The organism is Streptomyces hebeiensis (assembly GCF_052983195.1).
Genome location: NZ_CM129812.1, coordinates 3,529,897 through 3,554,564, shown reverse-complemented (window position 1 = coordinate 3,554,564; position 24,668 = coordinate 3,529,897). Strand labels below are relative to the sequence as shown.

Sequence of the window (24,668 nt, the reverse complement as noted above, 5' to 3'; positions counted from 1 at the left end):
GGCGCGGATGCTGCGAAACGGGCTGGAGCCCTGGCACCTGCTGATCGTGGCCATCGTGGTCATCTTGCTGTTCGGCTCGAAGAGGCTTCCGGACACGGCCCGTTCGCTGGGCAAGTCCCTGCGCATTCTCAAGAGCGAGACGAAGGCGATGAAGGAGGACGCCGCCGAGCGCGCGCCGTCCCCCGACGCGCCGTCCCCCGACGCGCCGCTCGCGCGGACCGCGACCGGGACCGCCGCCGCGACCGGGACCGTACCGCGCGAGGAGCGGACCTCCGAGACGCCCTGACATCCGCGCGTCGGCGGTCGCGTTACGCCGCCGGTCATGTCACGGGCTGGCCCGGTCGTACCCGTACCGCAGCGGCGACTCCCGTACGCGCGGGTCGCGCCGGTACACGTAGAACGCCCTCACCTCGGCCCCACCCGTCGGCCCGTTGGGCTCGCAGGGATACGTCACCTGCACCACCGAGGGCCGGTCCATGACCCGCATCCGCACCCCGTCCGCCGGGCCGCCGTCGAGTACGGCGACCTCCGCGATCCCGTCGTACTCTCCGAGCCTTTCGCGCGGCCCGTGCGGCTCGCGCGCCCCGTGCGGCCCGTGCGGCCCGTGCGTATCCGTCCTGCTGTGATCGCTCATACTTAATACTTTAAAGCTTGCGCAACTAATAAACCATGGCTGCCGGTGCCCCAGCACACCGTCCCGTCCCGGGGCGCCGCCCCTGCCGGATCGCTGTCCGGCCCCCGGGGTGGTCCAGTTCGGCGACAGAACCCGCGGCGCACTTCACGGAGCGGGGCCGGACCGACCGTCTGCCGGCGGCCGGCCGGCCTCTGTTAGGCTCCCCGACGCCTCCCGCGGGGGAAGTCCGGTGAGAGTCCGGCGCTGACCCGCAACGGTGTGCGCGGCGTCCCCCGAACGTCCGCGTGAGCCCGATCGCCCGTGGACGGCGCCGACCCGATGACTGCTCGCCGTGGACTGCGAGAGGGGACCGCGCGGCCTTCGCACCGTACGGGCTGTCTCCTCGTGTGACGCTTCCCAGGCGGCCCGAGGCGAAGGAGCGCCCCGACCGTGCGCCGACATCCCGCTCCCGGGCGTGACTCCGCTGCCGGGCGAAGTGGCCCTGCTCCCGGCCGGAGTCCCGCTCCTGCCCGCTTATCCGCTCCCGGGCGGATACCCGTGCCCGTCCTGGTGCCCTCGCTCGGGCTGCTGCTCCTGGTCTCGCTCGTGTGCGGTGTGGGGCTGGGGGCCGCCGGGATCGGCTGGGCGGACGTGTTCCGGTTTCTGTGGGCCGGGCTCACCGGCGGGACCGTACCGGCCGCCGACGCCGCCGCGTACACCATCGTCTGGGAGATCCGGCTGCCGCGCGCCGTGCTCGGCGCGGTCGTCGGGGCGGGCCTCGCGACGGTCGGGGTGGCCGTGCAGGCGATGGTCCGCAACGCGCTCGCCGATCCGTTCGTCCTGGGCATCTCCTCGGGGGCGGCGGTCGGCGCCAACGCGGTCATCCTGCTCGGGGCGTTCGCCGGGCTGGGGGTGTGGGCACTGTCGGTGTCGGCGTTCGCCTCGGCGCTCGCTGCCACGGCGCTGGTGTACGCCGTGGCCCGGTCGCCCCACGGGCTGACCCCGTTACGGCTGATCCTGACCGGGACCGCGCTGGCGTACGGCTTCGAGGCCGTCACCACGGTCATGGTGTTCGGCGCGGCCCGCGGTGAGGCGGCCCGCTCGGCGATGATGTGGCTGCTGGGCAGCCTGGGCGGCGCGACCTGGGCCCGGGTTCCGCTCGCCGCGGTGACCGTGGCGGCCGGGTGGTCCTGGCTGCGCCGGCGGGCCGAACAGCTCAACGCGCTCGCCATGGGCGACGAGACCTCCGCCGCCCTCGGCGTCCAGCCGGCCCGGCTGCGCCGGGAGCTGTTCCTCGTCACCGCAGCCGTGACCGGCACCGTGGTCGCGGTCAGCGGGGCCATCGGCTTCGTCGGGCTGATGGTGCCGCACGTCGTACGGATACTGGTCGGGGCCGACCACCGGCGGGTGCTCGCGGTGGCGCCCCTCGCCGGAGCCGTGCTGCTGGTGTGGGCGGACCTGCTGTCCCGGCTCCTGCTCGCGCCGGCCGAACTGCCTGTCGGAGTGATCACCGCGGTGGTCGGAGTCCCCGCCTTCCTGCTGCTCATGCGGCGCGGCGGCTACGCGTTCGGAGGCCGGTGACGATGCGGCTCGACATCGAGGACGTGACGGTCGAGGCCGCCGGGGCCCGGCTGGTCGAGGACGTCCGGATCGCCGTGGACAGCGGCGCGTTCGTCGGGCTCGTCGGCCCGAACGGCAGCGGCAAGTCGACGCTGCTGCGCTGCGTGTACCGTGCGCTGCGCCCGGCCGGGGGAGCCGTCCGCCTCGACGGGGACGACCTGCACGCCATGGCGCCACGGGCCGCCGCCCGGGAACTGGCCGCTCTGCCGCAGGAGTCGTCCGCCGAGTTCGACTTCACCGTCGCCGAGGTGGTGGCGATGGGGCGGCTGCCGCACCGGAACCGCACGTCCGCCGAGGACCGTGCCGTCTGCGCGCGGGCCATGGCCCGCACCGGTGTGGACCACCTCGCCGACCGTGGCTTCCTCGCCCTGTCCGGCGGCGAGAAGCAGCGCGTCCTCATCGCCCGCGCGCTCGCCCAGCGGCCCCGGGTCCTCGTCCTCGACGAGCCCACCAACCACCTCGACATAGCCCACCAGCTGGACGTGCTCGCCCTGGTCCGCGGCAGCGGCCTCACCGTGCTCGCCGCCCTGCACGACCTGAACCTGGCCGCCGCGCACTGCGATCTGCTGTACGTCATCGACGGCGGCCGGATCGTGGCCTCCGGGCCGCCGCACGACGTTCTCCGACCCGCTCTGCTGGCCGAGGTGTTCGGAGTACGGGCCCATCCTGTGCGGCACCCGGAGACGGGCACCGTACAGCTCCTGTTCGACCTCCTTCCGCCCGCCAAGTGAGGACCGGTATGCGCCCCTTGAGGACCCCTACGCGCCCCTTGCTCACCGCCGCCCTGTGCCTCGCCGTCGTAGCCGGTGCCACCGCCACCGGTTGCGGTGCGGATGTCGAGTCGTCGTCGTCCGCGGACGCGAAGACCGGCGCCGTCACCGTCACCAACTGCGGAAGGAAGGTGACGTACGACAAGGTCCCGGAGCGCGTGGTCACCAACGACATCGGCATCACCGAGCTGATGTTCGCCCTCGGCCTGGAGGACCGCATGGCCGGCTTCGCCATGCCCGACGACAAGGGCGACCTGACCGACGTGCCGTGGAAGCGCGGCTACGACAAGGTCCCGTGGCTCTCCAAGTCCAGGCTCACCAAGGAGAACGTGCTCGACGCCCGCGCCGACCTCGTCTTCGCCGGCTGGAACTACGGCTTCAGCGAGGACAGCGGCCTCACACCGGACGCCCTGAAGCAGCTCGGCATCCCGACGTACGTCCTGACCGAGTCCTGCCGCAACGGCCGTACGGAGACCTCGCGCGGCATCATGCCGCCCCTCGACGCCCTGTACGCCGACCTCACCAACCTCGGCAGGCTCTTCGGCGTCGAGGAGCGGGCCGCCGCGCTGATCGCCGGCTTCAAGAAGCGGATCGCCGCCACCGAGGCGGAGGCGCCCGCCCACCGCCCCCGGGTCTTCCTCTACGACAGCGGCGAGGACCAGCCCTTCACGTCGGGCCGCTACGCCGCTCCCGGCGAGATCATCAGCAAGGCCGGCGGGGTCAACGTCATGGACGACATCGAGGACTCGTGGACCGCCGTCGGCTGGGAGTCCGTCGTGGAGCGGGACCCCGAGGCCATCGTCATCTGCGACTACGGGGACGTCGGCGCGGAGCGGAAGAGGGAGTTCCTGCTGTCGTACGCCCCCTTGCGGAACGTTTCCGCGGTCAAGCACCGGAGGATATTCGTCCTGGACTACGCCGACCTGGTGGAGAGCCCCCGCAACCCGTCCGCCATCGCCCGGCTCGGCGCGTACCTGCGGACGGCGGCCGAGGGGCAGTGAGGACTGCCGTCGTGCTCCGACCGCGGGACCCTGCTCACCCGGCGGCCTTTCGGGAGCACTCCGTCGGCGACTTCGCCGCCAAGTCCGGTGTGTGGACTTTGCCTTCCGCATCGGCGAGTGTTTGGACAGTGGCCTGAGCAGCTTGGGGTGTGCGGGTCAGTTTGCACCGCCCTGGCCGGCGTCGGCTCATCCTCGACACGCCCGTGTGGTGGGCGCTGTGCGATGCGTACAACGAGGGCCGGTACAAGCACCACGCCCCGTTCATCGAGCGTCGCCGCGACGGGCTGTGCCTGCGCACGGCGGACTTCCTGAAGTCCATCGGCTTCGACATCGACGAGGAGCTGTGGGCGATCGACGGCACGGACTGCTCACCGTGCGACAACAAGGTGCCCGACAGCCACTGAACGGCCCTACTCTGGCCCCTGCCCTCGCTCCTCAGGATGACAGGGGCCGACCCTTCGAAGAGGAATCGCCTTGCCCGCACAACACGACATCTCCGCCGAGACCGAGCTGTGGGACACCTTCGCCGAGTCCGCCTTCAAGGACGACGCGGAGCCGAGCTTCTGCTGGACCCAGTACGCCGGTCACGGGCCCGGCCCAGAGCTGCTCGGCGACCCGCGCTCCGTCCTGGAGGTCGGCTGCGGTACCGGTCGCGCCCTCGCCCACCTCGCTGAGCGTGGCATCGCCGCCCGGGGGGTTGACTTGTCTCCCGTCATGGTCAAGAAGACCACCGCGAGGTGGGCCGGCACTGGCGCGGAGTTCGTCTGCTCCGAGGTCCTGCGGTACCTGAGCGAGAATGAGGAGACGTACGACGCGGTCTACTCGATGTTCGGAGCCGCCTGGTTCACCGACCCGAGCAGCCTCTTTCCGCTCGTCCACCAGCGGCTCAAGCCGGGTGGCGTCTTCGTGTTCTCGCAGCCGCCGGCCATCCCCGGCGCCTACGGGCCGCAGGGCATGTACAAGGGTGGCTTCGCGGGCAAGGCGATGTTCACCTACCGCTACAGCTACCGCCCGGCCGTGTGGGAGCGCCTGCTCACCCGGGCCGGATTCCTCACGGCCGACGCCCAGGTACTCGATGCCCCGCACCCTGGCCACATCGGTACGCTCCTCGTTCGCGCGGTGGCATCGTGACCGACTGCGTACGTGTGGCTCAGCCGGCTGCGGGGAGTTCGGCCCGGGAACGGCAGTCCCGGCAACGGTCGTGTTCCGCCGAACGGAAACCCCGCTCGCAGCCGTCGCAGTTCCGCATGGACACGGCCGCCGGAGGCGCGGGGGGTTCAGCGTTGTCGACTGGTACGGGCAGCGGCTTCTCCCGCAGGCGGAAGGCGAGGATGCCGGCCGGGCGGGCCCGGAAGCGGTCGGGCAGTCGCGTGGTGAGCAGTTCGGTGATCTCGCGCGCTCCGACCCCGGCCGCCAGCCACTCGGAGACGGCGGGGGCCAGCCGGGCGGCCTCGCGCGCGGACAGGACGAGGCGGGGGTCGACGCGGCGCAGTGTGGACAGTACGGCGACGGCCTGCGGGTCGGCGTCGGCGAGCGGTGCCGGTTCCTCGGCCGGCTCTTGCGTATCCGGAGCGGGAGCGGGTGCCGAGGGTAACGGGGCGTCCTCGCCGACGGGCCGCCTGCGTGGCCGGGGCGGCTTCGGCGGACCGTCCGGCCCGTCTGAGCCGTGCGGTTCATCCGGCCCGTCCGGGCCACCGGTTCCGTCGCCGTCGCCGTCGCCGCCGTCGCCGGGGACGTCGTAGAAGCACGTACGGGTACGGATCCGCCCGGAGGACAGGCGCTCGCGGCGGCGCTCCAGGTACCCGGCCTCCTCCAGCTCCCTGAGCGCTCGCGAGATCAGGATCTCCCCCTCGCTGAAGTGCTCGCACAGGGCGGCGATGGTCACGGGAGCGCCGTCGGGCAGGGAGAGGATGTACGCCGCGACACCGACCGTGACCGCGCTGCCGCGCCGTTGCGCGAGGGCGTTGGAGATCACGGTGAAGTCGGCGGTGAGTCGGGTGCGGACGTGGATCACGCCGGACGTCGGAGCTCCGGCGGAGGCGCGCAGGCGCGCGTTAGACTGCGGATCAGCCATTGGGAAGGGGTTCGCTTCCTGGGTGGTCAGGCCCTCGATCGGGATGCCAGTCCCGGCCGGGGGCCGATGTCTGTGGGCGGTAGTCGCGGCGAACCTAACCGCTCGAATCCCACGCCTGCAAGCCGGTCACTCGGACGAGTGACGCGGGCTGGGCAGCCAGGGGAGGGTGGGTGGGCGGGTAGTTCTTTCCCCAGGTTCTTTGAGGAGGTCAGCGGCGCGCCGGGCCCTCGCGGACAGGGGGCCGGTGAGCCCGGGGCGCGGACGGCGACCGGAGCCCGGCCGCCTCAGGGACGGCGGTGTCCGGCCTTCAACTCGCCTATGAAAGCGGCCCAGGCGGCGGCTTCGAAGCACAGCGCCGCGCCGTGCGGGACCTTGCTGTCACGGACGGGGACGACGGCCTGGAACCCGTCGGCGACCTCCACGCAGTCGCCGCCCGCCTGATTGCTGTAGCTGCTCCTGCGCCAGTCGGCGCCGTTCAGTTCGGGACGGGAGATTCGCGCCACGGTAGTTGCCCTCCATGGTGGACCGGATCATGTCGAGCGACATGAGCGGGGGCAGCGCTGCCGCCCTCAGCCGATCGTAAGTCAGCTTGTAGCGGTTGACATGGGCCGGTTCCTCGATGAGTTGGCCGTAGTCCGAGCCTTCCGTGTAGGCCACTTCCGGGCCGTCCGGCAGGGTCAGGATCGTCAGCGAGCCACCCATCGCCTCGTGTCCGCCTTGGTCGAACGGCAGTACCTGCACGGTGATGTGACGTTCCGCTGCCACACCGAGCAGTCGCGCCAACTGCTGCCGCATCACACCATGGTTGCCGATGGGGCGCCTCAGCACCGCCTCGTCCAGGATGACGCACAGCTCCGGGCGGTCGGCCGAGCTCAAGCGCCCTTGCCGTCCCATCCGGGCAGTGACTCGCTCCTTCAACTGTTCTTCGCCGTCGAGCAGCGCGTCCAGACTGAGCACCGCCCGCGCGTACGGCTCGGTCTGCAAAAGGCCCGGCACCACATGCGCCGCGTACTGCCGGATGAGCACCGCCCGTTCCGAGTACGCCATGAACTTCCGCGACCAGTCCGGAAACGCCTCCCGGTACACGTACGGCCACAGCTCCACCAGTAGGTCGTCCGCGCCGAGCGCGACGTCCAGCGCCCGCGCCAGCTCCAGGGTCGGCTTCGCCCCGGACGCCCGTTCGATCTGGGTGATCCGGGTGCTCACCACGTGCGTTCTGTCGCCCAGTTCGGCCTGGGTCAGTCCGGCCGCCGTACGGAGTCTGCGGACCCGCGCACCGAACAGTGCGGCCATCGACGCGCTGGGATCAATTGCGTGGGCCATAGCGTCACTTCCGTTCCTTACGGGGAGAAAAGTAATGCCGTGTCGCCTGTTGATCGTAGGGCGGTCGGCCGATTCTTGAGTGCGGAACGTCATGGATCGCGCACACCGTGCGACACCTCACTGCTCAACGAAACAAGGACGGAACAAGCCGTGCTGACAGAAACGACCGTCCCGGCGGACGAACCGAGGCGTGGCGCCGAGCCACTGCCGGCCGAGGCGGGCGCCCCCGCCGGCGTACAGAGCGAATGGCCACCCCTTGCCGCGCAGTTCGCCTCCTCGCCGCAGGGGGCGCGACTGGCCCGGCGGCGCGCCGTACGGCGCATGGACGAGTGGGGGTACCCGCCGGCGTCGGACGCGTCGTGCGCGGTCGCCCTCGTCGTCGCGGAACTCGCCGCGAACGCCGTGCGGCACGCCCGTGTGCCCGGACGCGACGTCGGCCTCCGACTCGCTCTCGATACGACGGCGGGCCTGGTCCGCGTCGAGGTCGCGGACGCGGCCTCCGCGAAACGGCTCCCCGCGGCCCCGCCTTCGTCGGCTCCCGACGGCGAGTCGGGCCGGGGGCTGCTCCTGGTGGACGTCCTGGCCGTGCGCTGGGGCTCGGCACCACGTCATCCGCTGGGCAAAACGGTATGGGCGGAGATCTCCGTACCCTCCCCCTCACCCTCACCAACCACCGCCGGGACAGAGTGAATCGGGGGCACCCCGGTGAAGCCGGAGCGGCCCACTGGGCGAAGGCCGGGCCAAGGCCGTGCGGAGGCCGGGCGGAGCCGGCTCTGCGCGGATGCGGTGGAAACGAGCCAGGGGCCCGACCCGCGATGGACACGCGATGCGGATCAGGCCCCTGACCTGGCACTGCGCGGCACCCTGATCAAATGCGGCCGCTCGCTGGTTTCCTCGGCCGGCGGTGGTTGCCGTTACGCCGGGGCGATGCGGGAGACGCCGCCACCGATGTCCAGCACGTACAGTTCGCCGTCACCGCCCTGCACGAACGAGACGACCTGGCCTGCGTTGACTCCGAGGTCGCTCTCGCCGGTCACCTTGCCGTTCTCCATCCGCAGAGCGCGGACGGTGCCGTCGCAGTAGTCGCTGAACACGTACTGCCCCTCGAGATCCGGGATCGCCTCACCGCGGTAGACGTATCCGCCGGTCACCGAGCAGCCCAGCCCGTTACGGTCGTACTCGTGGACCGGCGGCACGTGGTTCGCGGGCTCCGTGCCGCCCCGGAAGGGGTGGTTCCCCTCCATCGAGGACCAGCCGTAGTTCTCGCCGCCCTTGCTGTTCGCCGGGGCCCAGTCGATCTCCTCCCAGGCGTTCTGGCCGACGTCGCCGATCAGCAGGTCGCCCGTGCCCGAGTCGAAGGAGAACCGCCACGGATTGCGCAGCCCGTATGCCCAGATCTCGTCCTTCGCGTTCGGGTCGTCCACGAACGGGTTGTCCGACGGGATCGCGTACGGCTCGCCGCCGCTCGGGTCGATCCGCAGTAGCTTGCCGAGCAGCGTGTCGAGGTTCTGCCCGTTGCCGTGCGGGTCACCGCCCGCGCCGCCGTCGCCGAACGCGATGTAGAGGTAGCCGTCGGGGCCGAACTGGATGTCGCCGCCGTTGTGGTTGGCGTACGGCTGCGTCTGAGTGAGGACGGTGCGACGGGTGTCCGGCTGGATCCTGCCGTCCCGCACGGCGAATTCGTCGACGGTGCTGGTGCCCTCGCGGTCGGTGAACGAGATGTAGAAGTGTGCGAACTCCTTGTCGAACGTGACGCCCAGCAGGCCGCGTTCGCCGTCGGTGGTGGTCTCGCCGGAGATGTCCAGGACGGGCTCACCGAGCCCCTGGTCGTCCAGGACCCTTACGGTGCCCGCGCGTTCGGCGATCCAGACCGTGTCACCGGGGCCGGCGGTGCCCGCGACCGGATTCCGGGCGGTGGCCACTTCCTCGAGCGTGACCTCCGCCGCCCGTGCCTGGCGCGGGGCACCGGACTCGTCGGCGTACGCCGTGGCTAACGTGAGGGAGGCGACCATGCAGATGGTGCCGATGATCGCCGAGCTTTTCGTGCGAACTTTCACCGTGACCCTCCTAGAGGCAGCGAATCGGGGGAACCCGGCTGCTTGGGCAGAGTTGTGTGGGCGTCGCCCGCGCCAGCACGCAACCTGGGTGGGGGGAATGTGTGCCACTGGCCATGGATGAGGATAGAGGGACAGGACGTTTTGGCGTAGACCCCCGGGCCCCGCACGCAGGCTTCCAACGCGGTCCTCCCGCGTGGCGGCTTCCAGCACGGGTCCCTGTGACAGAACGAGAACGTCGCGGTGGACCGCCTGTAACTCGGTGCGAGATACAAATACTTCCGACCGCACGCACCGCGCCAGTCCTGGGGGACACCATGAAGTACACCCGCCTCACCGCTCTCGCCGCCATCGGTGTCGCCGCCACCCTCTCGCTCACCGCCTGTGGCAGCGACGGCTCCGGGAAGGACTCGTCCTCCAAGCGCTCCTCGTCTTCGTCCTCTTCGTCCTCGGGCGCTGGTGACTGGGAGGCCGGCAACGTGAAGACGGACTCCGGTGAGAACACCGAGGCCCACGCCGGCGCCGGCGCCGGCGCCGCGAACGGTGCGACGAAGACCGGTAGCAAGGTCACGTTCTGCAAGACGGAGGACCTGGCCATCGACGCCAGGGACGCCGCGCCCGACGAGACCACCGGCAGGATCGACATCACTATGATCAACCGGGGTTCGACCACGTGCTCGGCGACGGGCTTCGCGGGCGTCGACATCAAGGACGCCGACAACACCTCGAACCCCATCGAGCGCGGCCAGGCCCAGCCGCGCGTCACCACTCTGAAGCCCGGTGACGCCGCTGTCTTCAACCTCGCCTACGACATCGACAACACGGGCGAGAGCCTCGCGTCCCCGACCAACATCCTGGTGACGCCGCCGAACGAGACCCACACCGTGAGCCTGGAGTGGCCCTCGGGCGCGGGGGACATCAAGGGCGCCTACACCGACGTCCAGGTCTACCCCACGCACACGACCGAGTAAGGGCGGTGCGCGCGGCCGAGGCTGGTGGCCAACCGCCTTGTCCGGCTATCGCGCGCCTTCGGCGCACATGGCGACTGCCTTCTGGAGGCCGGCAAAGTCGGTCTTCAGCGGGTCGAGGAGCTTCAGACTGGAAAGTCTGATGGTTTTCTGGCTCGGACACCGCTCGTCCAGGAGACGGGTGGGCAGGACATAGAAGGTCCACTGGTCCAGGTCCAGGGGATCGAGGGTCTGCTTGTGCTGGTGGTGCAGCAGGCAGAAGACGTACACGTCCGAGCGGCGCAGCACGTCGGCGGAGGTCAGGCCGGTCCGGGCGTCCCAGCCGGAGGCCGGCGCAATGGAGAACGCGATCTCCGACAGCTGGAGCTGTGCCCATGACTGCAGGTAAGCCGCCGACTTCACCTCGACGCGCCACTCTTCGGGCGTACGGATGTCAACCGTGTCCCATTCCGTACGGGTACTGGTGGTGGCGCCCAGCGCCGTGGCAACGAGGTACTCGGCCAGGACACCCCGCATGGTGTTGCTGGCCAGGTCGGAGCACGCCCAGCTCCAGAACTCGCCGAGCGTGCTCACGGGTTCACCGTTGGCCCGCATCGGCTCGTCGCCGCTGCGGCGCGTGATGACCAGCGGGCCGAGGTCGGCGTTGCTCATGTTGTCCTCCGGAGGACGGCTGGCGGCTCGTAACGCTCAGCTTGACATCAGCCAGTGACAACGGAGTTGGGAAGTCGGCCTTCGGGACGGGCCGGGCGCGGGCGGCGGTGCTGTGAGCCTCGACGGCTCGGCCCCGGTGCGCAACGCCCACGTCACCCCTGGCGCGCGTGAACGCCTGACGCTCGGCCTGACCCGAGCAGTGGGAGACGGTGCTCGCCGCACGCTTGTCGATACGTTTCGACTCTCCCGTCGGCGTGCTCAACGCTCTCCTCCACCCACGTCACTGGGGGTGACGTGTGACGGCGATGAGTGGTGGCGGTCCCATCGCCTGGTGGCGAGCCGCCTGTGAGTCGGCGTTTCGGGAGCCCTCTGCCGCACTCGGCTCCCAGATGAGCCCCAAACCACTCAGGGGCCCGACCCGCACTGCGGATCAGGCCCCTGAACTGGTACTTCACTGTCGGGGTGGCGGGATTTGAACCCACGACCTCTTAGTCCCGAATGAGGTTCCGCCAAGATCGACACCGGGTGGTTTGATGTTTTGCCTGGTCGGGGCGTTGGGGTGGGGCGGTCTCGGGTGGTGTGGAAGGGGCTTGGGGAGTGGGTCGGCTCCCAGGTGGCTCCCAGAACCCGACACGGAGGCGTCGGCGTCCCTACGCCCGGCGTGACAGGTCGTGCACCAGGAGGTCGAGGGTCGCCTCCTCATGGAGCGCGACGCCGAGGGCGGTCATGGCGGGGGCGAGATCCGGGTCCCAGTCCGCGTCGACCGGCTGGCCGTCGAGGGCCAGTTGAGGGATGCCCTCGGCCTGACTGCGAGCGGCCAGGTGCTCGTAATCCGCGGTGCCCATGCGCCACGGCCGGGCTTCGTAGCGGCGGATGACCCGGTTGGCCAGAGCGATCCCCGGCCAGTCGAAGTCGCCGTGGTACGCGAAGCGGCAACCCGTGGCGGCGAGGGCATCGAGAAGAGTGAAGACCACGGTGGCCGCGCTGCCGGAGGTGCACACCAGGGGCTGGACGCAGGCCGCGTCCGCCGCGGCTTCCACCACGCGCGGGTTCTCACAGATGTGGATGAGCGATCCGGCGGGGAGCTGCAGCCGGAGGCCATGCAGGTCGCGTGGTGTGACGTGCACTTCGGCGTGATGGTCGGCTCGCTCCCGCAGAGCACGCTCCCGCCAGCCCTCGCCGTCGGGTCGCAGTCCGTACGTCAGCACCGTGCTGGAGACCTCGTCCGGCGTGACGGACACCAGCCGCCACAGAGCGCGTCGGCCGGCCGCGTCGTCGGGGAACTCGGTGCCGTGGGCGAGGGCGACCCCGCGTTGGACGAGGCGTGCGAGCCAGGTGCCGTCGTCCAGTCCGTGCGCGGAGCCGGTCGTCATGACGGCGAGTTCTCCTCGACCGCGTGTGCCGTTGCGTTCAGGTCCGTCGGGTCCGAGGAGAGCGATGAGGACTTGGACCGCCTGCTGGAGTGTCCATATCGCCGCTTCGGGCGTCACTCCTCTCGGAACACCGGAACGGCGCAGCAGGTCGTACCACTGCCGGGGCCATTCCTGGTCGGCGAGTGGGGAGGCGTCCAGTGACGAAGCAAGAGACGACCACACCTGTTCCCGCCGTGCCGCCACGTCCGCGCGGGCGGCACGGCGGTCGGTGAGTGGCGGGCCGAGTTCCTCCAGGGTCTGTCTGAGGCCGAGTCCGGCGGCCGAGGCGCGTAGCCGTGCGTCGAGCACGTCGAGCCGTATGGTCACGGCGGCACCTGTGAGGGGTTTGCCCAGCAGGAGAGACAGGTCGTTGCGTTCCTGGGCGTTCATCGCGGTCAGTCGGAGCGAACCCGTGGCCTGTACGCCGTTGCTCTCCAGGCGTTTGCGGGCCCCCTGCCAGAGCCGGGTGAGTCCAGGTCCCGTCAGCCAGTCGCGCGTCGCGGCGGGCAGCCCGCTCATACGGACACCAGACGCCGGTGCCGGCCGTTCCAGGTGTAGTGAAGGGTGGCCACCCCGCGTACGTGGGGATCACGGAGGCACTCGTATATGTGCAGGGACGGAACCTCGGGCCAGTTGCCCATGAGCCGCTCGCTGGTGAGGACGAAGTCGAGATCGAGGTCGACGAGGATACGGCCCAGCCGGCCGTGGGTGGGTTCGTCGACCTTGGCGAAGGCGTCGTCCAGGAGAATCAGGCGTGGCGCATGCGGTGCCGACTCGGCGAGGCTGGTGAAGTGGGCGGCTGCCGCGGCGAAGAGCACGAGGTAGGAGAGGACCCGTTGTTCGCCCTGGCTGAGACCGGTCCGGCCGGTCAGTTTCCTACGGCGGCCCGGAGCCGCGTCCTCGACCACGAAGGTGTGGAAGCGGAACCAGTCGCGGTAGTCCAGTGCGGTCCGCAGATGGGCGGCGTAACCGGCTGACGGGTCGGCACGGCGGGCGTCCTCGATTCGGCGTTGCAGCACCTCGCGTAGCTGCTCGGTCTGGTCGCGCGTCCTGAGGCTCCACGGACTGCGCAGCAGCTCGACGGCCGCGCGCACATCCGCGTCCACGTCCTCGTCCAGCTTCCACAGCAGCTCGACACCGAGGCCGTGGGAGGTGCGCACGGTCCGCAGGGTGTCGTTGAGAGCCGCGACCAGGTTCGCCGCGGTGATGACCTGCGCCGAGAGGTGGTCGCCGAGCTCACCGGTCAGGAACCGCTGGAACACTTCGCGTTCGCGCTCGGTGAGCCGTCCCCGGGCCTCCGCCGCCTGGACTGCGATCCGCTCGCCCACGGCCGCGACGTCATGGGACCCATGGTCGTCGACCAGACGGCACACCTTGATCCCGTCTCGCTCCTCCAGCTGCGCGTCGAATCCGCCGGCCAGTTGGTCACGCAGATCGGTGTGGCGGTTGAGTAGGGTACTGTCCGACACCTCGCCCTTCGGGCGGCCGACAGCATGTTCCACGGCGTCGGCGAGGGCCCGCAGTGCTCGCAGACGGCTGCGCACGTCCGCGCCGGGATCGTCCGACATGTACTCGGGCAGTGAAGCCCGGTCAAGCCCGGCGCCGCGCACCACCTCGGGTCGGCTGAGAGCGCCGCGAAGAGCGCTGCCGACGTCGATGACCGCGGTCTCCTGATCCACCAGGCTCCCGCGCAGGCGCTTTTCGTCCTCTTCCGCGCGTACGCGCAGGTCGTGGAAATCGTCGCGAGCTCGTTGTGCAGTGGGGAGCGCTTGGACGGCGTTCGCGATGCGCTGCTTGGTCTCCTGCTCGCGGGAGAGGATCTCCTCCTCGGACGACCCGATGGCCTCCTCGCGGGTGCGCAGGTCCTGCTCGGCGGTGCGCAGGCCAGTGAGGTGGACCCGGTAGCTCTCTTCCGCGGCCAGGCGATCCTCGCGGGCGCGTCCGTACCGGTCGGCATCGGCCTGGTTCGTACCGAGCCGCTCGCCCGTGCCGCTGACAGCCCTGCGCAAATGTCCGATACCGCTGAGCAGACCAGCCAGTGCGGTGCGCACACGGTCCAGGGAGGCGGGGTCGCCGGGCAGGTCGTGGGCGGTCGCGGTGGCATCCGCCTCGGTCCGCGCCGATACCGCGAGAGCGCGTGTCTCCTCGGCCAGCCGCGCTGCCCGGGCCGCCTTGGCGGTCAGGTCGCGCAGGGTCCGCTCGGCTGATTCAGTCCTGCTCCACGCATCCGCGAGATTCCGTGCCCTGGGGAAATCCCGTTCCGCGAGCGTGAGAGCCCGACGCATGGCATCGGCTACGGCGAGTTCCTCGCGGACATCTGCCAGCCGTTGTTCCGTATGCGTGATCCGCTCCTCCAGCTCGGCGAGGATGCGTCGCCGAGTCTCGGCGCGTACGGCCGCCCCCACGTACTCGGTGGCGCCCTTGTCATGACGACCGCTGAGTACGCCCAGACGCCAACTGCCGTCGTAGAAGACCGCGTTGTGCGCGGAGGTCTCCTGTGTCGATGCGAGTGCGATGGTGGCCAGGAGACTCCCCACCTGCTCGGAGGTGACGCCGCAATCCGGTTCAGGGGCTGGGCGCAGGGCCGAGGCGAGAGTCGGCCCGTCGGATAGCACGGGACCCGGCTGGAGAAGGGTGTCCTGGGTGCATGGATTGAGAAGGACGCCGGCCGCACTCACCCACGCATCCAGGATTCCGCTCGCCTCCAGCGCCCCTTCCAGACCGGCTCGGTCGGCCGGAGCCAGGTCGTCCGCGAAGTCCACGAGCCGGTAGAAAGGGGCTCCACTGCCCGGCGTCCTCGCGGCGGCGCGATGGTGCGGGGCCGGTGGCTCGGGGTCGGTACGTTGCTCCCAGTCCCGCTTCTGCTCCGCCAGGCGGTCGAGTTCCTCGCCGAGTCGGCTGACGCCGAGTACCAGGGCGTCCCGGCGTTCGGTGAGTTTCTCGCCGTACGGCTCCAACGCGGCCTGAGCGGTCAGCCACGCCTGGCTGTCGATATCGGGCGGCAGCGTGCGGTCCGCGAACGGCGCATCGGTAGAAGTCTCGAGGCCGACGACGGCGTGGACGGCGTCAAGCGACGGGCAGTCGGCACCCAGTGCATTCCGCGTGCGTGCCGCCCACTCAGCGACTTGCCGGGAGTAGGCGCCGCTCTCCTCAGCGACCTTCTCACGGCTGCCGTCGAGATGGCCGGCGGCGTCTTCTGCCTCGCCTTCCAGCCGTTCTCGCTCGGCATCAGCCTGGGCTGCCCCGGCCCGGGCCTCGTCCGCCCGTGAGATGAGGTGGGTCACCTCCTGAACCATCCGGGCCCGGTTTCTCGCGACCGACTCGGCGTTTTCCAACTGGTTCTGCCAGGACCGCAGCCCTTCCTGCGCCGTGACCGTGTCCACTCGGGCCACCGACCGGTGCCGTACGGTGCGCGTCTCCCCGTCCGGAGTCGTCAGCTCGGTCTCGGTGGCCTGGGCGAGAACCGTGCGCGGCAGAGCCACCGCCTCGCCGAGATGGCCGGTGGGAAGCCCGGCCTTCTCCGCCTGGGTCAGCAACTCCCGGTGTTCGGTTCCCAGCTCGGCCAGCCGGCTTCCGAGGTGGTCGACGCCTTCGGCCAGCCGCTCCGCCGAGCCCTCCTCCGCGTCGTGGGCGTTGCGCAGGGTGGTGAACGCGGCAACGGCGGCGGTGTGCAGCGCCTCCACCGTGCCGCGGCGCTCTGACAGTTCGCGCAGGCTGCGGTAAGCGTGACTGGCGTGCAGGGCGGCCAGGTCGGTCCTGGCTGCCTGTTCCTCCTCGCGCAGGGTCTCCAGTCGGCCCTCCGACTCCTCCTCCTGCGTCCTCAGGTCGCTCGTCCGCTGTGCGGCGTCTCCGGCCGCCCGGCGCCGCTGAGCGAGGATGCCCAGCTCGTGGCTCACTCTCTTGGCGGAGGTGCGCAGGACCCCGGCCAGGTAGCCGCGGTAACTGGTGAGGAACGTACGCAAGGCCGCGTCGGTGCGTTCCAGGCGGCCGAGTTCCTCCCGTACGGCGTCGAGGTCGTGGAGGTTGCGCGCCACCTTCTCGACCACGTCCTCGTCGAGCCCCGGCAGGGTCTCGCTCAGCAGGGAGACCAGGCCCCCGTGTTCGATCCGGTCGCCGACCGTCGGGCGCCGCAGGCGGTGGAGGAGCTGGGTGAGATTGCGGTAGCGCGTCGCGTCGGTGATGCCGAACAGGTCCCGGGCTACACGTGAGCGGTGCTGGACCGCACGGTCGGTCGTGTTGTCGGAGCCGACGATCTCCTTGAGCCGGTCGACCGGTAGCGGCTTACCGGCCTCGACCAGGTGCAGGTCCTCACCGATCCTCAGCGGGGTGACGAAGAACGTCGGCAGCGCCTTCTGCGTCGACTTCGAGGCGCGGATGGCGGCACCGAGCGTCAGATGGTTGTGACCGCCGTCGTCGGCCGTGCCCCGGAACTCCACCCACAGATACCCGAGACGGTTGGTCTGCTCGAACCCGTCCAGCATCAGCCAGGGAAGTGTGGTGCGGCCGGTGCCGGTCGCGTCCAGTGCCCGGGAGTCGCCGTCCAGAAGATACGGAAGCAGCATCTCCAGGGCCTTGGACTTGCCCGCGCCGTTCTTGCCGCGCAGCAGCAGCCGCCCGTCGCCGAAGGAGAACTCCTGCTCGTCGTACTGCCAGACGTTCTGGATGCCCGCCCGGTGCAGTCGGAAGCGCGCGCCGGTGGTCGTCGCGGGGCCGGAACGCGGCAGCGGAACGAGGCCACGCGCGTCGGTGGTCATAGCGGCAACTCCTCTTGAACGTCAGTGCCTTTGCCGGCTGCGGTGGCCGGGCGCACCATGACTTGGGTGGCGTAGCGAGCCGCTGCTGCCAGCAGCACCCAGCCGTCGCCGCCGGGCCGTGCGTCATGGACATCGGTCACCGTGCGTCCTTCCGACGCCTCTTCGACGTACCCCTCCGGCAGTCCTTTGCCCTCGGCGCGCAGCCGGCCCGCGCGGGCCATCAGCCGCATGCGGACCAGCAGGTCCAGTACGGCCTCTCGCAGGGAGGGAAGGTCTTCCAGGTAGCCGCGTTGCCAGTTGCTGCGCTGCCCGTACTCGGTGATGAGCTCGGCGAGCACCTCGTCCACGAGGCCGTCCGGGACGGCCACCCCGATGATGAGTGTCCCGCCGGTCGCCGGATGCCCCGGTTCTTGCGGCCGAAGGCGTTCCACGAGCCGTTCCGCCAGCAGCAGCGCGGCCTGTGCGACGGTCCCCGTGCCCGGCAGGTGCAGATCCGTGAGTTCTTCCTCGGGGTCCATCAGCGCCACGCCCTCGGCACGGATCTCCATCTCCAGACCAAGAAGTTCGGAGAAAGCCTGGGCCTCCCGGCGCTGCCGGGTGCGCAGCCAGTCACGCTCGGCGTCCGTCAGCTCGTCGAGGTGGACGACGGGTGTCTCGACGAGCATCCGGCGCACGTAGGTGCGTGGTCCGCCGAAGCTCGGGTCCGCTGCCCGCCGGACCAGGTCGGCGCCGTCCCGTGCCTGGGAGAGCGGGCCGGCGACGACCACGCGTGCCAGCTCCCGGTCTATCGTGATCAGGGCTTCTCCGCCCGCCTCCTGCGCAAGTACGGCCACATGGCCCTCGGTCTCGATGAGCACGCCCCAGTCGACGAGCTGGCGCAGAGCCGCGACCAGGGTCCGCTTCCCGGCCGCCCGGCCCGTTTCCTCCAGCTCGATTCCGGCGTCGGCTGCGGCAGCCCTGATATCGGCGACCAGGTGTGACAGGAGCATCTGCTCGGGCGCGGTCACCAGCACGGACAGGGCGAGCGCGAGGCAGGCGTACGTGTGTGGGGTGAACGGGGTGCCGGTGGAGCGCTCCAGCCGATGACCCGAACCCGTCCCCAGCCCCGCCTTGAACAGGCGGGCGTAGGAGCTGTCGACCAGCAGGCGGTAGCCGAGCACCTGCTGGAACCGTTTGCCCAGCCAGTCGGCGTGCCTACGGATCAGCGGGAAGAGGTCGGCGTGGGGGCCGTCCGATGCGATCAGCGGGTGGGCGAGCAGCAGCCGGGCGGCGGTGCGGCGCTCAGCTGCCAGGGCTACGTCGTGAGTCGAGGGGAGGGTCATGACACGCTCGCCTCCGCTTCGCCGCCGACCGCGGCGGAGGTGCGACCGATGTCCAGCTCCAGGTCGTCCAGCAGCAGGTCGCCGTCGGCCGAGTACAGCACCGTTCGCGTGCCCGCCGTCCGGCGCACGGTGAGACGGATACGCAGTTCGGCGTCTTCACTGCTGGCCGAGTTGAGGTCGAACACCGCCGTCCTCTCCCCGTCCGTGCTGACGGGCCTGCTGAGCTGTGCGTTTCCGAGCGCTGTGGCCAGTAGCTCCAAGAGCAGGCCGAGCGCCGCTGACGTGAGGCGTACCTCGGCGAACCGGCCGGACGCGCTGCGCAGTTCGTCCGCCGCCGCTGCTCTGGCCGCTGCCCGCTGCCGTGCGGCCTCCCTCAGCAGCTGCTTCTGCGCGGAGTGGTCCTCCACCGCGGAGGCCCGGCCCCGCTGGGCGCGGCTGCCTCTTTCACGCAGGGCCACCGGTACCTCGACCACCGGACCGGTCCACCAGCTTGTGTAGGCGGGCACCACCTCGTCGGTGGCCGGAGGTATGCCCAGATGGCGGGCGCCGTACAGCCCGAAGGCGGCGACGGCTATGTCGTGCGCGTCCCGCGGCGCCGCTTCGTCGAACCACCGGGCCAGCCGCAGCAGATCCTTGCGCCGGGACATCTCCCCGGTGGCCGACCGCAGCATCCGCTTGGCGTTGGCGAGCAGCGACTGCAACGCGCGCAGAGTGGCATCGCGTAGCTGGTCGACCTGGCTGCCCTGGCCGTCGGTGTTGCTGAACCAGCCGCGCAGGCCCTCCCAGTCCGCGAATTCGCGGCCCCGGCTGCGCTGGATCCGGACGTCCGGTCGGCTTTCGCCCTGCGCCTGCGCCTGCGTCGAGAGCCCGGTGAGCCCCTGGGCGTGGGAGTCCAGCCGGTCCAGCAGAGCCGGGATGTGCGGCCACAGGGTGTCCAACGCCGCCGAAATCCGGGGCGCGCGGAACGCCACGTCCTCCGTGATCGCCTCAACGTAGTCCAGGAGCAGCTCCTTGAAGCCCTGGTACTCGGCGCTGTCCAGGTCGTAGCGGGACAGCACCTGGCCGAGGTAGGCGTAGAAGTCGCGTATGGAGTCCGCGAACTCGGTGAACTGCACGAACAGCGTGCTGATCCGCTCAAGTCCGTCCTGCGGCTCGACGCCGCCCGGCGCGGTCACGAGGTCGGCCAGCTCCCGTAGTCCGCGCTCGACCAGGGCCAGCAGTTCGTTGCTCACCTCGCGGGCGGCGTCGGCCTCGGTCAGGACCCCGTCGGCGTCCCGCTGGATACGTTCGCCCAGTTTCGACAGCTGGTAGCGCGAGCGGGAACGCTGGTACTCGCTGATGCTGGACGCGTTCACCGTGTGGCTGCTGCGGAGCAGGTTTCCCCACTGGACCAGCTGTTCCAGTCGGACTGTGAGGGTGTCGGCGTCGAGTCCTGCGGCGGAAGCACCGGTCTGGCGCAGTTTCGCCATGATGTCCGGGACGGCGAGATCCGCCAGCAGCGTTCCGCAGAAGACCCGCATGATCGCGACGTGCTCCAGCCGCTCGGGCGCGCTGAGGTACGTGTACGCGTTCAGCCGCCGCCGCGCCTCCTCGTCGGCGTCCTGACCTGCACCGGATACTGATGCCCCCATGCCCGTGAGGTTACGCGGCGCAACTAAGCGCCGCCGGTGGGTGGCCGAAAATGCCACGGACGTGTGCCGGCCCGTGGCGATTCCCGGGCAGCGGCCTGTGCGGCATGGGGGGCGTCAGGCGTCCCCGGCTCACCCTGAATGGGCCCTTCGGTTTCTGTGCCGCGTGGCCTCCAGGAGAATGGGGTACGTTCAGGCCGATATCGATGAGGGCGGGAGACGGAAGGAGGCACGCGGTGTCATACGAACCCAAACTCGCCGCGGCTCTTTCCGGCGCGACTCTGCGCCAGCTGTCCCACTGGCGCCGAGCCTCCGGGCCCAAAGGCGCCGTGCTCGTCCCCGAGATCTCCAGCGAGAGGCCGATCCTCTACTCGTTCCGCGACGTTGTCGCACTCCGCATCTGCGTGCAGCTGCGCGAAGAAGCTTCGTTGCAGAAGATCCGCCGTGCGCTGAACACGCTTCGGGAAGACCTCGGGGAGTGGGAGCACCTCTCCTCGTACAAACTCGTCGCGGGCCCGGACACGATCTATCTGGCTGAACCCGACCACGCCGTAGACCTGATCAAGGGGGGCAACGTGGTCATCCACCAGATGGTGGATGTTCTCGCGCCCTTCTATAAGGACGGCCGTAGCATTCCCGCTCTGCTCACCCCCCGTGAGCACGTCGCGGTCGACGAGTCGGTCCGCGGCGGAGAACCGGTCATCCAAGGCACCAGGATCCCAGCCTCAGATGTCGCTGCTCTCGTAAGAGACGGCATCCCGCCGGACCAGATCGGTGAGTTCTACCCAGGCGTGACGGCCGAGGCCGCCCGGGACGCCGCCGACTTCAGCGAGTACGTCGACAGCTATGGCAGCAGCGAGCCCCGGCAGGTTGTCGCTTGAAACTGCTGCTCGACGAGAACGTGCCCCGTCCCATGGCCGAGATCGTGCGCATCCTGCTGAAGGCACATGATGTCGTCCACGTCCACGAGCTCAAGGGCTGGACGGGCACGAAGGACATTGAGCTGTACGCCAAGGCCAAGGCCGACGGCTTCGAGGTCGTCATCACCAACGACACCAAGCAGCTCAGCCGGCCACTCGAAGTGGCGGCCATCGCACAGTCGGGCCTGCATCGCATCGAGTACCGCCAGAACAACAAGCATGGTGGCCTGGTGGGCCTGGGCACGGCGATCGCCACCGTCTGCGCGGCCCTTCCTCACGCCCTGTCCGAACTCGAAGCAGCTGACGGCCAGCGTCTCGTCTCTCTGACGTCGATCGACCCAACCCGGCAGAAGCGCCTCCAGATCACGGACCCGGCCGTCGCCCCGCCGAAGCACTGGCCTGGCCGCGATTCGACCACCAAGTCCTGACGCCTCGATACACGAGGGTTCCCGGCCGGTACCCCATGGAAGTGTTGCCGGGAAATGATCTGGCACCGCCGCCTGCGCTTCGTATCACCAAGACTCACTGCCGAGCTCTTCCTGGAGTTCGGCGATGCGGCGTTGGGTTGCCGCCGCGTTCTTCTGCTGACGGGTCAACTTCGCCTCGGCGGCCGCCAATTCCTGGGCGAGCCTCTCTTGATCAGCTGCCGCCCGCTCACGGATGGTCCCGTCATCGCGATATGCCGGCCCTACCCGCTCACTGCTCACTACGCCGCGACGCTCCCCGCACTCTGGGCAGTCGACGACGCTGCTAGAAACGTAGCTGTGCTCGCGATGCTGAATGTGTGGCACCATATGGTCGCAACGGAGAGTGAGGTCCCAAGTATCGAGATCCTTCTTGCGTTCCTCCCGTGAGGGCCAGGAAGCGAACAACCTTGCGAGCTTCTCCACCTGCTTCGGCCCCATCGGTGGTGGCGGGCAGCAGAAACAGCAGTGCGTTACCCGAGAACCGCTGACGGTCCACCGGGCGTCCCGGCAGTCGACATGCCGCTCCCGGAACTTCTGGTTGGCTTCCTCGTATTCGAGCTTCTCCGCCTCGGACAACTTCAAGAGGGGTGGCCAGCTCCCCAGCTCATCCGTCATGGGCAGTCCGCAACCGCGGCAGGGCTCACCAGCCACGTACTCCGCCCAGCTGAGGCGTGTACCTTCTCGCTCCCACTGCTCATCCCGCTCGTGGCGTCGCCGGTCATCCGCTTCGGCTTCGAGGGCCGAGCGCAGAGCACGCTTGGCGGCTCGTTGCCGCTTCTGCTTCTCCGTGAGCTTGGCCATGGCTTCACCCTTCGCTGCACCGTGTTCTCGTGCACGACTGTGGAATCCATGCTGGCGTGGCCGCCCCGTGTGCCGGCTGCCCGTGTGCCGGATGACGACTTGTGACCGGACCTGGACCGCAAGCGGCCTTCAGACGACTGGTGTCGTCTGGAGCGGACAGCCGGAGGTTCCCGATTTGATACGTGGTCAGGAGCCGCACTGTAGAGAGCACGGACAACAGGGCACACGATGCAAGGGCCAATCTCGCCAGCCCGCGACCTGCCCCGAACCTGTACACGCGGCGCGTCTGTGAAAGTCCCCAGTACTCTGTCCCGTCCCCTTGAGGCGTAGCACCGTGAGTCGTACACCGCTCCTGAGTGCAGGGAACTCTCGTGGAGCGGGGCGCCGGTGAAGGATTTCGGTAGCTTCGAGACCTTCGGTTTACTCGTCCGCTCCCCGGTCCTCTCGTGCTGACCTAGGATCGTTAGCGACCATGCACCCACCGTGATGGTTCGAGGCGGACCGGGTGCGTACACACCTTGGGGAGGCCCCGTATGGCTCGGCCTCTCCGCGACCACCGGCAACCCGGGGCGACAAAAGGGCGCGGGGAAGACGATGAGGGACCAGCACCTGACGAGGGGCGAACTGATCGACGGCCGCTACGAGCTGGCGGAGCTGCTGGGCAGAGGTGGCATGGGCGAGGTGTGGGCGGCGTACGATCAGCGGCTGGACCGGTCTGTGGCGGTGAAACTGCTGACGCCACGGACGGCTGTCTCCAAGATGCCGCGCAGGCTCGATCCGCAGGACCCCGCTGTCGTCCGCTTCACCAGAGAAGCACGACTGATGGCCAAGCTGGAGCATCCGTACGTACCGGTCATCCATGATGCGGGCACCCATCGAGCGAGTCGGCTCTATCTGGTCATGCAGCGCGTGTACGGACACACGCTGGACCGGTTGGTGGCCCAGCGCGGACCCTTTCCCGTGGAGTGGGCCGCCGCGGTGGGCGCCCAGGTGTGCTCCGTGCTGGTCCAGGCTCACGGACGCGGCTTCGTCCACCGGGATCTGACGCCCCGCAACGTGATGCTCACTACAGACGGCACAGTACGCGTCCTCGACTTCGGTATCGCCACCGCCCTGCAACCACCGGACGGGCCACGGTTGACCGACGCGGGCATGGTGGCCGGAACTCCGGGCTTCATCTCTCCAGAGCAAGGCAAGGGGCAGGCGGCCACTCCCCTCAGTGATCTGTACGCACTGGGGTGCGTGCTGTACGAGATACTGGGCGGACGACCGCCGTTCACGGCCGACGAGCCGCTGGCCCTGGTGGTCCAGCACATCGCCGATACTCCAGTACCACTGCAACGGCTGCGTGACGACGCACCAGCCGAACTGTGCGACCTGGTCTCCCGCTTACTTGCGAAGCGCCCGGAGGACCGGCCGGCGGACGCAGCCGAAGTCCGGGAGACCCTCGCGCCCTGGGCCGAGCAGGCGGTGCCGAAGGCCGCCCGCGCCGGAACGCCGAGGCCCGGCAAGGCCACCGCGCGCCTGCCGCACGATGGTAGCGACCTTCCGAACGATCCTCCTTCGGACAAAGCACACGCATCCGTTCCGGAGCAGGCCCCGGCCCCGCTCGCAACTGCACAACCTTCCGTTCGGCCAGCGCAACCGCCATCCACCTCCGGGGCCGGGTCGCCCGCGGAGTCGGCGGACCTGCGCGAGCGCGCGCAACGCCTTGCGGCAGAGGGACGGTTGTCACAGGCACTGGAGCTGCTGGGCAGGGATCTCAACGAGGTGCTGCCCCGTTTCGACTCCTCCCATCCGGAGGTCGTCTCCCGCCGACTGGCCATCCTCCGCTTGCAGTTCGAAGGGCAGGAACTGCAAGCGGCACGCGAGGGCTGCCTGGAGCTCGCGGAAACCCTCGTGTCGACCCGTTCCGCGCCGGACGCGGACCTCGCGGCTTGCCGGGTGATGGCGGCCCGCTGCCTTGGCCGGCTCGGGCACAACTCCGCCGCCCTCCTGGAGCTTCGCGAGGCACTCGATCTCCAGAAGGAGGTGCTTCCCCCGCTGGATCCGGAGGTGTTGGAGACCCGCCGGGACATCGCCACCCTCCTGGCGGGCTCAGGCTCGGCTGGTGAAGCCCTGGAGGCTCTGCGCCACCTCGCCGACGACCAACGGACCGCGCTGCCTCCCGACCATCCCGCCCATGCCGAGGTGGAGCGTCTGGTCAGCCGCCTGGGCAGACTGACCCGCGCGCTCCGCCTCCCGCAGTGACTCGCCGACGCCCCGTCCACAACCAGGAGGGAAAGTATGT

General features: G+C 69.9%; 21 protein-coding genes and 1 pseudogene. 11 read left to right on the top strand and 11 right to left on the bottom strand.

Translation table 11 applies throughout. The features are described from left to right. Window positions 1–7: 7 nt before the first annotated feature. A complete protein-coding gene (gene tatA / locus ACU6P3_RS15495; RefSeq protein ID WP_447197620.1) occupies window positions 8–286 on the top strand; it encodes a Sec-independent protein translocase subunit TatA in 279 nt (92 codons plus the stop codon). A 39-nt stretch (window positions 287–325) separates the two neighbouring features. Here tatA and ACU6P3_RS15490 read toward each other — a convergent pair whose 3' ends face one another. After that, window positions 326–535: a hypothetical protein gene (locus ACU6P3_RS15490; RefSeq protein WP_447197902.1), complete on the bottom strand. Its 210-nt coding sequence runs from the start codon at window positions 533–535 to the stop codon at window positions 326–328. Window positions 536–1,171: 636 nt separating this feature from the next. Between ACU6P3_RS15490 and ACU6P3_RS15485 the strand changes: the two genes are divergently transcribed. The 5 genes and pseudogenes from ACU6P3_RS15485 (at window position 1,172) to ACU6P3_RS15465 (ending at window position 5,135) form a co-directional block, all read left to right on the top strand. Then, on the top strand, window positions 1,172–2,194 hold the full coding sequence (locus ACU6P3_RS15485) for a FecCD family ABC transporter permease (protein WP_447197619.1): 1,023 nt from the start codon (window positions 1,172–1,174) through the stop codon (window positions 2,192–2,194). A 2-nt stretch (window positions 2,195–2,196) separates the two neighbouring features. Continuing rightward, entirely contained in the window at window positions 2,197–2,964 is a 768-nt protein-coding gene (locus ACU6P3_RS15480; protein WP_447197618.1) for an ABC transporter ATP-binding protein, read from the top strand. A gap of 8 nt (window positions 2,965–2,972) precedes the next feature. Beyond that, window positions 2,973–4,004 carry an ABC transporter substrate-binding protein gene (locus ACU6P3_RS15475; RefSeq protein WP_447197617.1) on the top strand — a complete coding sequence of 344 codons (1,032 nt, stop codon included), beginning with the start codon at window positions 2,973–2,975 and terminating at the stop codon, window positions 4,002–4,004. A gap of 173 nt (window positions 4,005–4,177) precedes the next feature. Further along, window positions 4,178–4,408 (top strand): annotated as a pseudogene (locus ACU6P3_RS15470) (hypothetical protein); the annotation flags it as partial. Between the two features lie 70 nt (window positions 4,409–4,478). Further along, window positions 4,479–5,135 (top strand): class I SAM-dependent methyltransferase, encoded by a 657-nt coding sequence (locus ACU6P3_RS15465; RefSeq protein ID WP_447197616.1) that lies wholly within the window; start codon window positions 4,479–4,481, stop codon window positions 5,133–5,135. 19 nt (window positions 5,136–5,154) lie between these two features. On the opposite strand, the gene ACU6P3_RS15460 is transcribed toward ACU6P3_RS15465, so the two are convergent. The 3 genes from ACU6P3_RS15460 to ACU6P3_RS15450 all read right to left on the bottom strand — a co-directional run bounded on the left by ACU6P3_RS15460 (window position 5,155) and on the right by ACU6P3_RS15450 (window position 7,371). Then, window positions 5,155–6,078: a hypothetical protein gene (locus ACU6P3_RS15460; protein ID WP_447197615.1), complete on the bottom strand. Its 924-nt coding sequence runs from the start codon at window positions 6,076–6,078 to the stop codon at window positions 5,155–5,157. 284 nt (window positions 6,079–6,362) lie between these two features. Further along, window positions 6,363–6,500, bottom strand: coding sequence for a DUF397 domain-containing protein (locus tag ACU6P3_RS15455; protein ID WP_447197614.1), 138 nt, complete (start codon window positions 6,498–6,500; stop codon window positions 6,363–6,365). Next, entirely contained in the window at window positions 6,457–7,371 is a 915-nt protein-coding gene (locus ACU6P3_RS15450; RefSeq protein ID WP_447197901.1) for a helix-turn-helix domain-containing protein, read from the bottom strand. Before ACU6P3_RS15450 ends, ACU6P3_RS15455 begins: the two co-directional genes overlap by 44 nt. A gap of 180 nt (window positions 7,372–7,551) precedes the next feature. Between ACU6P3_RS15450 and ACU6P3_RS15445 the strand changes: the two genes are divergently transcribed. Beyond that, window positions 7,552–8,091, top strand: coding sequence for an ATP-binding protein (locus tag ACU6P3_RS15445; protein ID WP_447197613.1), 540 nt, complete (start codon window positions 7,552–7,554; stop codon window positions 8,089–8,091). A gap of 224 nt (window positions 8,092–8,315) precedes the next feature. Here the strand turns inward: ACU6P3_RS15445 and ACU6P3_RS15440 are convergent, their stop codons facing one another. After that, a complete protein-coding gene (locus ACU6P3_RS15440; protein ID WP_447197612.1) occupies window positions 8,316–9,458 on the bottom strand; it encodes a PQQ-dependent sugar dehydrogenase in 1,143 nt (380 codons plus the stop codon). A 314-nt stretch (window positions 9,459–9,772) separates the two neighbouring features. Here ACU6P3_RS15440 and ACU6P3_RS15435 point away from each other — a divergent pair, with 314 nt between their 5' ends. Next, the gene (locus ACU6P3_RS15435) at window positions 9,773–10,426 is read left to right on the top strand and encodes a DUF4232 domain-containing protein (protein ID WP_447197611.1); all 654 of its coding nucleotides are present in this window, start codon (window positions 9,773–9,775) and stop codon (window positions 10,424–10,426) included. A 45-nt stretch (window positions 10,427–10,471) separates the two neighbouring features. Here the strand turns inward: ACU6P3_RS15435 and ACU6P3_RS15430 are convergent, their stop codons facing one another. The 5 genes from ACU6P3_RS15430 to ACU6P3_RS15410 all read right to left on the bottom strand — a co-directional run bounded on the left by ACU6P3_RS15430 (window position 10,472) and on the right by ACU6P3_RS15410 (window position 20,193). Next, window positions 10,472–11,074 (bottom strand): hypothetical protein, encoded by a 603-nt coding sequence (locus ACU6P3_RS15430; protein WP_447197610.1) that lies wholly within the window; start codon window positions 11,072–11,074, stop codon window positions 10,472–10,474. 650 nt (window positions 11,075–11,724) lie between these two features. Then, window positions 11,725–13,005 carry a TIGR02679 family protein gene (locus ACU6P3_RS15425; protein WP_447197609.1) on the bottom strand — a complete coding sequence of 427 codons (1,281 nt, stop codon included), beginning with the start codon at window positions 13,003–13,005 and terminating at the stop codon, window positions 11,725–11,727. Further along, the gene (locus tag ACU6P3_RS15420) at window positions 13,002–17,240 is read right to left on the bottom strand and encodes a TIGR02680 family protein (RefSeq protein WP_447197608.1); all 4,239 of its coding nucleotides are present in this window, start codon (window positions 17,238–17,240) and stop codon (window positions 13,002–13,004) included. The genes ACU6P3_RS15425 and ACU6P3_RS15420 overlap by 4 nt, the downstream gene beginning before the upstream one ends. After that, window positions 17,237–18,562: a TIGR02678 family protein gene (locus ACU6P3_RS15415; RefSeq protein ID WP_447197607.1), complete on the bottom strand. Its 1,326-nt coding sequence runs from the start codon at window positions 18,560–18,562 to the stop codon at window positions 17,237–17,239. The genes ACU6P3_RS15420 and ACU6P3_RS15415 overlap by 4 nt, the downstream gene beginning before the upstream one ends. Further along, a complete protein-coding gene (locus ACU6P3_RS15410) occupies window positions 18,559–20,193 on the bottom strand; it encodes a TIGR02677 family protein (RefSeq protein WP_447197606.1) in 1,635 nt (544 codons plus the stop codon). Before ACU6P3_RS15410 ends, ACU6P3_RS15415 begins: the two co-directional genes overlap by 4 nt. A gap of 233 nt (window positions 20,194–20,426) precedes the next feature. On the opposite strand from ACU6P3_RS15410, the gene ACU6P3_RS15405 reads away from it, so the two are divergent. Both ACU6P3_RS15405 and ACU6P3_RS15400 read left to right on the top strand, forming a co-directional pair. After that, window positions 20,427–21,071, top strand: a complete 645-nt coding sequence (locus ACU6P3_RS15405) for a DUF433 domain-containing protein (RefSeq protein ID WP_097251353.1) — start codon at window positions 20,427–20,429, stop codon at window positions 21,069–21,071. Continuing rightward, entirely contained in the window at window positions 21,068–21,538 is a 471-nt protein-coding gene (locus ACU6P3_RS15400) for a DUF5615 family PIN-like protein (RefSeq protein ID WP_447197605.1), read from the top strand. Before ACU6P3_RS15405 ends, ACU6P3_RS15400 begins: the two co-directional genes overlap by 4 nt. An 84-nt stretch (window positions 21,539–21,622) precedes the next feature. On the opposite strand, the gene ACU6P3_RS15395 is transcribed toward ACU6P3_RS15400, so the two are convergent. Continuing rightward, complete coding sequence (locus tag ACU6P3_RS15395) at window positions 21,623–22,378, bottom strand: hypothetical protein (RefSeq protein WP_447197604.1); 756 nt, start codon at window positions 22,376–22,378, stop codon at window positions 21,623–21,625. A 594-nt stretch (window positions 22,379–22,972) separates the two neighbouring features. Between ACU6P3_RS15395 and ACU6P3_RS15390 the strand changes: the two genes are divergently transcribed. Next, window positions 22,973–24,628 carry a serine/threonine-protein kinase gene (locus ACU6P3_RS15390; RefSeq protein ID WP_447197603.1) on the top strand — a complete coding sequence of 552 codons (1,656 nt, stop codon included), beginning with the start codon at window positions 22,973–22,975 and terminating at the stop codon, window positions 24,626–24,628. Window positions 24,629–24,668 lie beyond the last annotated feature (40 nt).